Source organism: Streptomyces adustus (assembly GCF_009377175.1).
Lineage (GTDB): Bacteria > Actinomycetota > Actinomycetes > Streptomycetales > Streptomycetaceae > Streptomyces > Streptomyces adustus.
In genome coordinates this window covers 21,649-32,890 of the sequence record NZ_VJZD01000093.1, presented here as the reverse complement: position 1 = coordinate 32,890, position 11,242 = coordinate 21,649, and the positions used below count along the sequence as shown (strand labels likewise).

Sequence of the window (11,242 nt, the reverse complement as noted above, 5' to 3'; positions counted from 1 at the left end):
GGGGAGACCCGGCGGCATCCGGCGAAACGCCTGACGCGCGCAATCCTCATGAGAGTGTGACGTCTCGGACGGCGCGGTACCCCGGGCTGTCGGAGATACTGTGCGAAGGTTTAGGGTTCGGCTGCCCGCTGACCTCGTAACCCTCTAGCGGGCCCGGACCAGAAGCGACGCGCGGTGTGCGGCAAGGCCGGGAGGGGCTTTCGGCACTCGACGCTCTTGTGGGGGCTTGAACCTATGGACCCGATCGACCGGGGAGCCGAGGAATACGGCCATGACGGTGACAGCCACGCGCCGCGGCCACGCCCGGCCAGGGACGCCCTCACCCCCGACTTCTCGCAGCACAAGCCGTCCCTGGCCCGTACGGCCCAGGTGGTCACCGGCGACCTGCTGCTGACCGTCAACCCCGTGGACGGCAGCGAGATCGAGGCCTGCCCGCCCGGCGCCGAGCGCCCCGGCCGGCCCGAGAAGCTCGACGCCGCCGCCCGCGCCGAGGCCGAACGCGCCGCCCAGCCGCCCGTCCCGGCCGGTCCCGCCCAGCCGGAACTGCCCCTGCTCGGCCGCCAGGACGAGCGCGAACGCCTGGTCAGGCTGCTCGCCCGCGGTCGCTCCGTGCGCCTCACCGGCCCGGCCGGCTCCGGCCGCACCAGCCTCCTCGACGTCGTCGCCGAGGACTGCACGGACCTCGCCCCCGACGGCGTGATCCGCCTCAGCGGCGCCCGCCGCACCGCGAGCGACCTGCTGTACGACCTGTTCCACGCCGTGTACGACGCGCCGCTGCACCGCCCCGACCGCGGCGAGCTGCTCGGGCACGTCCGGGAGATCGGCGCGGTCGTCGTCCTCGACGACGCCGAGATCGGCGGCGCCGAACTCGACGAACTGCTCGACGCCACCCCCGAGTGCGCCTTCGTGATCGCCGCCACCCCCGAGGTGCCCGCCCCGTCCGCGGAGACGGCCCTGGAGGAGGTCTTCCTCGGCGGCCTCGACCGCGCGGGCGGTGTCGACCTCATCGAGCGGGCCGTCGGCCGCGTGCTCACGGAGGAGGAGAACAACTGGGCCGGCGACCTCTGGTTCGAGTCCGAGGGCCTGCCGCTGCGCTTCGTCCAGGCGGGAGCCCTGCTGCGCCAGCGCGACCGGCTGCGGGCCGATGTCGGGGCCGTCGACGAGTTCGGCGTCTTCGAGGACGAACTGCCCGAGGTCGCCGACTTCGACGCCGAGTCGACCGAGGAGGTGCCGCTGCCGTCCCTCGCCGAGGCGGCCGCGCCCGCCCCGCTGCTCGCCTCCCGGCTGAGCACCTCCGCCCGGGCCGCGCTGCGCTTCGCCGTCGCGCTCGGCGGCGAGGTGCCGCACCAGGCGCATCTGCCCGCGCTGGTCGGCGACACCCACGCGGACGCCGCGCTCGGCGAGCTCGCGGCCTGCGGGCTGGTCTCCCCGGTCGGCCCCCGCTACCGGCTCGCCGCCGGCGTCCTGACCCAGCTGGAGGCCGCCGGCTACGCCGACGACGTCGAGGACGGCGCCCTGGCCGCCGCCCGGCACTACGCCTGGTGGGCCGGCCATCCCTCCGTGACCCCCGGCCGGGTGTGCGCCGAGGCCGACGCCGTGCTCACCGCCCTCGCGGTGCTGGCGCCGACGGTGACCCCGCCCGACGGCGCCGGCGACGAGGACGAGGCCGGTACCGAGGAGAACATCGTCGTCCGGCTGGCCCGCGCCGCCGCGCCAGCCTTCGCCGCCGGACTGCACTGGGGCGCCTGGGAGCAGGCGCTGCGGGTCGGCGCGGAGGCCGCCCGTACCGTCGGTGACGTCTCCGAGCAGGCGTACTTCCAGCACGAGTTGGGGATCCTCGCGCTGTGCTGCGCCCAGTACGACCTGGCCCGCACCGAGCTGGAGGCGGCCATAGGGCTGCGCGGCGCGGCCGCCGACAAGCGCGGCACGGTCGTCGGCCGCCGCGCCCTCGCCCTGGTCGCCGACCGTACGGGCGACGTGCCCGGGATGCGGGCGACGGCGGGCGAGGAGGTGCCCGACGCACGCTCCGAGCAGTCGGCCTCCCCGCCCGGCGGGACCCCCACGGTCCGTCAGCCGCTGGACACCGCCGCCCTGGTCACCTACCAGTCCACGGCCGGCGGCGCCAAGGAGCGCGGCGGTCTGCGGGGCCTGGCCCGGCGCAACCTCGTCGCGGCCGGGGCGGGCGCCCTGCTCGTCGCCGTGCTGGGCACGGTCGTGACGCTCGGCGCCACCTCCGACAACAACGACGCCAACACCCCCTCCGACCGGGTCGGCGTCAGCCCGTCGGCCGACCAGGACCTGGACGACGGCAGCCTGGACGCCGACCAGCCCAAGAGCGACACCGGCAGGACGGGAACCGGCACCGGCAGCCCGTCCGCCACGCCGACCGACCCGGGCCCCGACGGCACCTACGGCACCTCCGACGACCCGACGGCGACGGGCGCGGCGCAGCCCTCCGACGACCCGACCGGGACGAAGGGAGCGGGCGGCGCCTCCGGCTCGCCGACCAGGAAGCCGACGCACTCGCCCACGTCGAGGCCGTCGACGAGGCCGACGAACTCGCCGAGGCCGTCCACGTCGCCGAACCCGAGTGCCTCGCAGACCACGCCCGCGCCCACCGACAGCCCCTCCGCCAGTCCGTCCGCCACGGACACGACCGGCAGTATGGCGTCCGCCAGCGCCTCCATGACCGCCTCGGAGGACGCCGGGTCCGGCACGCCCGGCGAGACGGCACCGGTGATCTGACACCGCTCGCGCGCGAGGCACCTTGCGCACGAGAGGGCCGGGCCCGCTTCGGCGGACCCGGCCCTCTGCTGTATGCGATTCCGTACGCGATTGCGTACGCGTGCCCGTGCGGGCCGCTCAGAACAGCCGCAGCTTGTCGTCCTCGATGCCCCGCAGCGCGTCGTAGTCCAGGATGTGGCAGTCGATACCGCGGTCGGTCGCCAGCACGCGGGCCTGCGGCTTGATCTCCTGGGCCGCGAAGACACCCCGCACCGGAGCCAGGTGGGGGTCGCGGTTGAGCAGTTCCAGATAGCGGGTGAGCTGCTCGACACCGTCGATCTCGCCGCGCCGCTTGATCTCGATCGCGACGGTTCCGCCCTGGGCGTCCCGGCACAGGATGTCGACGGGCCCGATGGCGGTCATGTACTCGCGCCGGATCAGCGTGTAGCCCTCGCCGAGGGTGTCGATGCGGTCGGCGAGCAGCTCCTGGAGGTGTGCTTCCACGCCGTCCTTGATCAGGCCGGGATCGACGCCGAGTTCGTGCGAGGAGTCGTGGAGCACTTCCTCCATCGTGATGATGAGCTTCTCGCCCGCCTTGTTGACGACCGTCCAGACGCCGGCCTCGTCGCCACTGCCTTCCTTCAGCGTGCAGGGCGGCGACATCCAGTTCAGGGGCTTGTAGGCCCGGTCGTCGGCGTGGATGGAGACGCTGCCGTCCGCCTTCACCAGAATCAGGCGGGGCGCGGAGGGGAGATGGGCGGTGAGCCGGCCCGCGTAGTCGACGGAACACCGGGCGATGACGAGACGCATGGTCCGCAACGCTACTCGACGGGCGGCGGTACACGCGATTCGCCCAGGATGACGTGAGTTCGCGGGTGGCCGATTGTGTGCTTACTGGGAGTTCCCTAAGTGTGCAATCTCCTGGTGCCGCCCCCGGCGGTTGCCTACCGTAGTAAACGGGAGGTCGCGACGTGTGTACGCAGCGTGCTCGGTGTTCCGGCGTGCGAACTTCCCTTCCCTGTCCGGCAACCCCTGCGTCTCGGGGGTGCGAGAGGAGAACCCATGTCGCTCGACGTCTCACCGGCCCTACTCGAACAGGCCGAGCGAGGCGAGGTCGACGAAGCAGAATTCGTCGACTGCGTCCGGACCTCCCTGCCCTACGCGTGGGAGATGGTCAGTTCCCTGGTGGCACAGCTGAAGGTCGACGGCGGCCCGTTCGCCGACAACCAGACGCCCCCGCCGGACGAGCAGGCCCGCGGCCAGCTGTTGCGCGCACTCGCGAGCGACGCGATCCGTGGCGCCCTCCAGCGGCACTTCGGTGTGCGTCTGGCTTTCCAGAACTGCCACCGGGTGGCGGTGTTCCCGCTGGACGCCTCGGTCGAGGAGTCGCTGGCCCGTTTCACCTCGGTTCGCAGTCAGGTGTTGAACCAGTCCCCCGAGTTCCGGGACTGCTGACGCAGTGAGCCGCCTGCTTGCCGCTCCGTCCGCGGGAGGTGCAGTTGGTGCCGGAGCGGCAAGCTCCCCGTGCGGCGGGGGTGTTCAGCCGAGGTGCGGGAGCACCTCGGCGCCCAGCCGCCGTACGTTCTCCTCCGTCGCGGCCAGATCGCCGGAGCCCTCGATCAGCAGGGCGAAGCGGTCGATGCCGGTCCGCTCGCTGGTCGCCGCGAGCCGGTCGGCGCACAGTCGTGGCGTGCCCACCGGGTGCAGTCCGCAGAGCAGTTCGGTGTACGCCAGCGGGTCCCGCATCTGCCGGGTGCGGCCGTCCACCGTCACATGGGCGTCGAGCCCCTGCTTCAGCCAGCCCGGCATCGCCTTCGTGAGGGCCTCCACCGCGTCCGTACGCCGGTCCGCGATCTGGCAGACCCCGGCCGAGACATGGGCCACACCGTGGACCTCCTGCGCCGGGCGCCCGGCCGCGCGCGCGTGCTGCCGCCACAGCGCCACCATCTCCGCCTTCTCCTCGTCCCCGATGTGCATGCCCAGCAGCATCGGCAGCCCGCGCTCGGCGGCCAGCCGAACGCTCGCCGGCGAGGTGCAGGCGACGACCACCTCGGGTCCGGTGCCGTCCGTCAGGGACTCCGACGGCCGGGGCACCACGGGGACTTCACGGAAGGAGAAGCGCCCGCCGGACGCTCCCACCGAGGGCTCGCGCAACCAGCGCACCAACAGATCGAGCGACTCCGGGAACCCGCTCTCGTACGCCTTCAGACCGGCGCCGAACACCTCCAGGTCCACCCAGGGCCCGCCGCGCCCCACGCCCAGCGAGAACCGGCCGCCGCTGGTCACATGCAGCAGGGCGGCCTGCTCGCCGAGGGCCACGGGATGGACGGTGGGCAGTACGCTGACCGCAGTACCGACCCGGATGCGGTGGGTGCGCCCCAGCAGCAGCGCTGCCAGGGTGACCGCCGACGGACAGGTTCCGTACGGCACGAAGTGGTGCTCGGCCAGCCAGACCGTGTCGAGCCCCGCTTCCTCGGCGACCTCGGCGGAGCGGACCGCTCGGTGCAGCGCCTCTCCCTGCCCCTGGCCGGGGAACTGGGCCGCCAACACGAAACTTCCTACACGCATTGCACTTTCCTGCTTCCTTGGCTCCGACATGGAGCTCCCCCACCCGGCATAACCGTCCGACACATGCCGAGGTCACGGCCTGACGGGGAGATTTGCCGATTGTCTGGAGAATCGGTCCCAGGAGAGGGGGACTTGTGAGGTTTGACGACCTACGCGTACCCCCGTCCGCGGCGCGTAGGCTGGACACGGTCCGCGTTTCCTGTAGAGCCGTGAGGTGTTCCGTGTCCCCGCGTCGCAACCGTCCCAAGGGCTCCGGCTCCGAACGGAGCGCGGAGGACGACTCCTCCGGGCGCTACGGCGGCTGGCAGTCCACGACCGACTGGCAGGGCGAGGAGTGGAACGTGCGTCATGTGGCCGGAGCGAGCGCGCAGGGCAAGTCCTACCGCTGCCCGGGCTGCGACCAGAACATCCCCGACGGTGTGCCGCACGTGGTCGCCTGGCCCGAGCACTCGGGCGTCGACGAGCGCCGGCACTGGCACAAGGCGTGCTGGAACGCACGGGACCGCCGCACCACGCGGGTGCAGCGGTCCCGTAACGCGCCCAGATTCTGAGTCCGGCCTCGCCGTCGGAGCGAGCCGGGCCGGACCCGGGTCGGGGTGGCGGTCCCCCGACCGGGGGTGGAGGTCAGACGTCCCGCTTCTCCAGCAGCGCGAAGGCGCAGCCGAGCGCGACGGCCGTGACGCCCAGCGCGATCCACAGCGGGTCCCAGCCGGACGGCCCGGACTCGCTGAGCGAGGTCGAGTAGAAGACGCTGAGCTGGTTGGGGATCGAGTACTCGAAGAGCGCCTCGCGGACCTTCTCCAGCGACGAGGAGAACATGAAGAGCGCGATGACCAGCGGGGCCAGCAGCACGCCGATCATGATGGTGATGGCGCCCGCCGAGTGCCGGATGATCGAGCCGAGCACCAGCGACAGCAGTCCGAGCAGCGCCATGTAGAGCGAGACGCCGATCGTGGCCTTGAACCACTCGCCGCCCGACGGCTGCCGCGACCCGTCCAGGATGGCCACGTCCGCGAGGGCCACGAGCGACGCCGACACCAGCGTGACCACGAAGGCGACGAGGAAGAACACGATCGCCTTCGCCGTCAGCACCCGGCCGCGCGAGGGGCACGCGGTCATGGTCGTGCGGATCATGCCGGTGCCGTACTCCGAGGCCGTGGTCAGCACGCCCAGCGTGATGATGCACATGCTGCCGATGAGCAGCCCGAAGAAGCCGAACGACAGCGGGTTCTCGCCGGACAGGTCCGACTCGCTCGCGTTGGCGGAGATCACCAGGGCGGCCAGCAGCCCGATGCCGACGACGAGCAGGACGAACACGCCCAGCGTCCACATCGTGGAGCGCACCGACCTGATCTTCGTCCACTCGGAGGCGACGGCGTGCCCGAGGTGCGTGCGCACGACGGGGATCGGCGAGGTGTAGGTGGGGTACGCGGAACCGGCCGCAGCCTGCCAGTCGGGCGCGGCCTGCGGCATCGGGGGCTGGGGCGTGCTCATCGGGCGTCCTCGGGCTTGGTCGGAGCGTCGGTGGCGGGTGCGGGCGTTGCCTCTGCTGCCGGGGCTGCCGGGGCTGCCGGAGCCGCCGGAGCGGGGGACGCGACCGGAGGGGCGGCGGCCGGAGGGGCGGCGGCCGGCGGTGCGGCGACCGGAGGGGCCGTGGGCGCCGCGTACGGGTTGGGTGCGGCGGGGGCGCCGTAACCGCCGTACGGGCCCGCGGGGACCTGGCCCGGCACCGGGGGCTGCATCGCGAACGGCTGTCCGCCGTGCTGGGGCGGCGGCGGGGCGTACCAGCCCGGCTGGCCCTGCCCGGGTATCGGCATCGGTATCGGCGGCTGCGCACCGGGCGGCAGCGGCTGCATCAGCCCGGCCTTCTGGTCGACCGTCGAACGGTAGTCGACCGCGCCCTGCGTCATCCGCATGTACGCCTCCTCCAGCGAGGCCTGGTGCGGCGACAGCTCCCACAGCCGTACCTCGGCCTCGTGCGCGATGTCGCTGATGCGCGGCAGCGGCAGCCCCGTCACCCGCAGCGCCCCGTCCTGTTCGGGCAGCACGTGCCCGCCCGCCTCGGCGAGTGCCGACGTGAGCTTCTCGCGCAGCTGGGGCTCGGTGTCCGGCGTGCGCACGCGCGCGAAATCGGCGGAGTTGGCCGAGATGAAGTCGCGCACGCTCATGTCGGCGAGCAGCTGGCCGCGTCCGATGACGATGAGGTGGTCGGCGGTCAGCGCCATCTCGCTCATGAGGTGGCTGGAGACGAACACGGTCCGCCCCTCCGCCGCCAGGGCCTTCATCAGGTTGCGCACCCAGAGGATGCCCTCGGGGTCGAGGCCGTTGACCGGCTCGTCGAAGAGCAGCACCTGGGGGTCGCCGAGCAGCGCGGCGGCGATGCCGAGCCGCTGCCCCATGCCGAGCGAGAACCCCTTGGAGCGCCGCCGCGCCACGTCCTGGAGCCCGACCACGCCGAGCACCTCGTCCACCCGCCGGGCCGGGATGCCCGAGAGCTGGGCCAGGGACAGCAGGTGGTTGCGGGCGTGTCGGCCGCCGTGGACGGCCTTGGCGTCGAGCAGGGCGCCGACCTGGCGCGCCGCGTTCGGCAGTCGGCGGTACGGGTAGCCGCCGATCGTCACCGAGCCCGCGGTGGGGTTGTCCAGGCCGAGGATCATCCGCATGGTCGTCGACTTGCCCGAGCCGTTGGGCCCGAGGAAGCCGGTGACGGCACCCGGTCGTACCTGGAAGGAAAGGTTGTACACGGCGGTCTTGTCGCCGTAGCGCTTGGTCAGGCCGACAGCCTCGATCATGCTCCGCACCCATCGAGAGGATCAGGACAGCGGGGCACACGCCCCCCGTAAGGGTAAGGAGCCTATCGGTGTGCTGACGGTTCCGCCCAAGGGCAGGTAAAAAGCGTGCAGGTCAGGGAGATCACTAGGCGTCGCGGTTGCGCAGCGCCAGGTAACCGCCCACCAATGAGGCGATCACCCACAGCACCATGATCCCGAGCCCGCCCCAGGGCCCGTAGGGGGTGTCGTCGTCGACTCGCGGGACCACCTGCATGATCCTGCTGCCGGCCTGGTCGGGCAGGAACCGGCCGATCCGCTTGGTCGCGTCGACGTTGGCGAGGATGTTGGAGATCAGGAAGAAGAACGGCATCAGGATGCCCAGCGACAGCATCGGTGAGCGCAGCATCGTGGCGACGCCCATCGAGAACATCGCGATCAGGGTCATGTAGAGACCGCCGCCGATCACCGCGCGCAGCACCCCGGGCTCGCCGATCTCCGTGCGCAGCGAGCCGAGCACGGACTGGCCGAGGAAGAAGGCGGCGAAGCTGGTGACCATGCCGATGACCAGGGCGAGCCCGGTCGCCACCGCGATCTTGCTGAACAGGAAGGTGCCGCGTTGCGGCACGGCGGCCAGCGAGGTGCGGATCATGCCGGTGCTGTACTCGTTGGACACCACCAGCACGCCGAACACGATCATCGCCAGTTGCCCCAGGGTCATCCCGGCGAAGCTGACGAAGGTCGGGTCGAAGGAGAGCCGCTCCCGGACGGGCATCCGGTCGAACTGGCTCCGCGACAGCGCCGAGATCAGCATGCCGAGGGCGACGGTGACCACCACGGCGAGGGAGAGCGTCCACACCGTGGACGCGACGGAGCGGATCTTCGTCCACTCGGACCTGACGACCTGCGTCGCCGCCATGCTCAGCCCCTTTCCCAGCCGTCGCCCCACTGGTGGGGCAGGGCGGTGTCGGAATGCGCGTGGTACTCCACCGACTCGGCGGTCAGCTGCATGAACGCCTCCTCCAGGGAGGCCTGCTGGGGGCTCAGCTCGTGCAGCACGATCTGGTGCTGCGCGGCCAGTTCCCCGATGCGCTCGGGCTTCCCGGCGTCCACCTCCAGCGCGCCGCTGCCGGTCTCCACGACCGTGATGCCGGCCCCGTGCAGCACGTCGAGCAGCCGCTCGCGCTGCGGGGTGCGGATGCGGACGTAGGCGCGCGAGTTCTGCCGGATGAATTCGGCCATGGAGGTGTCGGCGAGCAGCCGGCCCTGCCCGATGACGACCAGATGCTCGGCGGTCAGCGCCATCTCGCTCATGAGGTGGCTGGAGACGAACACCGTCCGGCCCTGCGCGGCCAGCGATTTCATGAGGTTGCGGATCCAGTGGATGCCCTCGGGGTCCAGCCCGTTGACCGGCTCGTCGAACATCAGGATCCGCGGGTCGCCGAGCAGGGCTCCCGCGATGCCGAGCCGCTGCCCCATGCCGAGCGAGAACCCCTTGGCCTTCTTCTTTGCGACCGCGGACAGCCCGACGGTGTCGAGCACCTCGTGGACCCGGCTGTTGGGGATGCCGTTGCTCTGCGCGAGGCACAGCAGGTGGTTGTAGGCGCTGCGGCCGCCGTGCACGGCCTTGGCGTCCAGCAGGGCGCCGATGTACTTCAGCGGGTCCTTGAGGTCGGCGTAGTGCCGGCCGTCGATACGGACGTCGCCGGCCGTCGGCCGGTCGAGGCCGAGCATCATGCGCATGGTCGTCGACTTGCCCGCGCCGTTGGGCCCGAGGAAGCCCGTGACGATGCCCGGTCTGACGGTGAATGTCAGGCTGCTGACCGCCACCTTCTCGCCGTACCGCTTGCTCAGCCCCTCGAGCTCGATCATGCCGCCCACGCTAGGGCGGCCGTTGGGCGGCTGCCACCCGGGCGGGCAAACAGCGTCCGACCGCGCGACGAAGGCCGTACGACGTCGGTCGAAAGGCCGTACGACGACGACCGAGGGGTCGTACGGGAGTGCCCGGGAAGGCTGTCCGAGGGCGGCCGGGCCGCGCGCCGACGCCGGCCCCGCGGCGGGACCGGCGAAGGCCGGACGGCGGTACGACTAAGGCCCGCGCCCCCGGGAGAGGGTACGGGCCTTTGCTGTCGTGAAGGACTTACCGGGTCTGCTGGGCCGGAACCCCGCGGGAGATCGGCTCGTCGTCGGCCGGGCTGCCGGCGGCGGCCACCGCGGCACCGGTGAGCGTGGCGAGCATCTCACGGACGTTCGTCAGCTGAGCGTTGATCGAGTCGCGACGGTTGGTCAGCGCGGCCAGCTCACGCTCGGATTCCGAACGGATGCGGTCGGCCTTGGCGTTCGCGTCCGCCACGATGTCCTCGGCCTGACGCTGGGCCGTCTCCACCGTCTGGCGGGCCCGGCGCTCGGCGTCCGTGCGCAGCTTCTCGGCCTCCAGGCGCAGCTGCTCGGCGCGGTGCTCGATCTCCGCCAGGCGCTTCTCGGCCTTCTGCTGACGCGAGGCCAGGTCGCGCTCGGACTGCTCGCGGCGCTTGGCCAGGTTCGTCTCGAAGTCGGCGGCGGCCTGCGCGGCCTTGGCGCGGGTCTCCTCGAAGAGGGCGTCGGCCTCCTCGCGCTTGGACTGCGCGTCCTTCTGGGCCTCGGCGCGCAGCTGCGAGGCGTCGCTCTTGGCCTTCTCGACGATCCGGACGCCCTCGTCCTCGGCCTTGGACTTGCGCTCGGCGGCGAACGACTCGGCGTCGTTGCGGACCTGCTGAGCGGCGGACTCGGCGAGCTCGCGGTGCTGCTCGGCCGCGCGGCGGGCCTCCTCGCGCAGGTCCTTGGCCTCCTCCTCGGCGAGGCGGAGGATCTTCTCGACACGCGCGCCGAGACCGGCGTACGACGGCTCGGCGTCGCTCACCTGAGCCTGGGCGTTCTGCGTTTCGAGGTGGAGCTCCTCGATGCGCTTCTCGAGAGCGGTGATACGGGCCAGAGCGCTGTCGCGGTCGGAGACGAGCTTCGAGATGCGTTCGTCCACCTGAGCGCGGTCGTACCCACGCCGCACAAGCTCGAAGCCGTAGGGGGAAGTGTCGCTCATGGGGTTCCTGTCGAATGAGACCGGTGAGGTGATAGGTGGAATCCTAGGGGCCTAAGCGGTGTGTCATCGAGCGGATACGTGTTTGATCTGGAGAATGACACCCCTT

Annotated in this window: 10 protein-coding genes; 3 read left to right on the top strand and 7 right to left on the bottom strand. The window is 71.9% G+C overall.

Annotated elements, in window-relative coordinates; translation table 11 throughout:
• Positions 1-234: 234 nt before the first annotated feature.
• Positions 235-2,745 carry an ATP-binding protein gene (locus tag FNH09_RS22750; RefSeq protein ID WP_152890901.1) on the top strand — a complete coding sequence of 837 codons (2,511 nt, stop codon included), beginning with the start codon at positions 235-237 and terminating at the stop codon, positions 2,743-2,745.
• Positions 2,746-2,862: 117 nt separating this feature from the next.
• Here FNH09_RS22750 and nucS read toward each other — a convergent pair whose 3' ends face one another.
• Positions 2,863-3,534 (bottom strand): endonuclease NucS, encoded by a 672-nt coding sequence (gene nucS, locus FNH09_RS22745; RefSeq protein ID WP_162468950.1) that lies wholly within the window; start codon positions 3,532-3,534, stop codon positions 2,863-2,865.
• Between the two features lie 252 nt (positions 3,535-3,786).
• Here nucS and FNH09_RS22740 point away from each other — a divergent pair, with 252 nt between their 5' ends.
• Positions 3,787-4,179, top strand: a complete 393-nt coding sequence (locus FNH09_RS22740; RefSeq protein ID WP_152890897.1) for an SCO5389 family protein — start codon at positions 3,787-3,789, stop codon at positions 4,177-4,179.
• Between the two features lie 84 nt (positions 4,180-4,263).
• On the opposite strand, the gene FNH09_RS22735 is transcribed toward FNH09_RS22740, so the two are convergent.
• Positions 4,264-5,292 (bottom strand): LLM class flavin-dependent oxidoreductase, encoded by a 1,029-nt coding sequence (locus FNH09_RS22735; protein WP_152890895.1) that lies wholly within the window; start codon positions 5,290-5,292, stop codon positions 4,264-4,266.
• 221 nt (positions 5,293-5,513) lie between these two features.
• On the opposite strand from FNH09_RS22735, the gene FNH09_RS22730 reads away from it, so the two are divergent.
• Positions 5,514-5,843, top strand: a complete 330-nt coding sequence (locus tag FNH09_RS22730; protein ID WP_162468949.1) for an ATP/GTP-binding protein — start codon at positions 5,514-5,516, stop codon at positions 5,841-5,843.
• A gap of 73 nt (positions 5,844-5,916) precedes the next feature.
• On the opposite strand, the gene FNH09_RS22725 is transcribed toward FNH09_RS22730, so the two are convergent.
• The 5 genes from FNH09_RS22725 to FNH09_RS22705 all read right to left on the bottom strand — a co-directional run bounded on the left by FNH09_RS22725 (position 5,917) and on the right by FNH09_RS22705 (position 11,136).
• Positions 5,917-6,786 carry an ABC-2 transporter permease gene (locus tag FNH09_RS22725; protein WP_152890893.1) on the bottom strand — a complete coding sequence of 290 codons (870 nt, stop codon included), beginning with the start codon at positions 6,784-6,786 and terminating at the stop codon, positions 5,917-5,919.
• Entirely contained in the window at positions 6,783-8,084 is a 1,302-nt protein-coding gene (locus FNH09_RS22720) for an ABC transporter ATP-binding protein (RefSeq protein WP_152890890.1), read from the bottom strand. The genes FNH09_RS22725 and FNH09_RS22720 overlap by 4 nt, the downstream gene beginning before the upstream one ends.
• Before the next feature lie 124 nt (positions 8,085-8,208).
• A complete protein-coding gene (locus tag FNH09_RS22715) occupies positions 8,209-8,979 on the bottom strand; it encodes an ABC transporter permease (protein WP_152890888.1) in 771 nt (256 codons plus the stop codon).
• A 2-nt stretch (positions 8,980-8,981) separates the two neighbouring features.
• The gene (locus tag FNH09_RS22710; protein WP_152890886.1) at positions 8,982-9,932 is read right to left on the bottom strand and encodes an ABC transporter ATP-binding protein; all 951 of its coding nucleotides are present in this window, start codon (positions 9,930-9,932) and stop codon (positions 8,982-8,984) included.
• Positions 9,933-10,200: 268 nt separating this feature from the next.
• On the bottom strand, positions 10,201-11,136 hold the full coding sequence (locus FNH09_RS22705) for a coiled-coil domain-containing protein (RefSeq protein ID WP_152890884.1): 936 nt from the start codon (positions 11,134-11,136) through the stop codon (positions 10,201-10,203).
• Positions 11,137-11,242 lie beyond the last annotated feature (106 nt).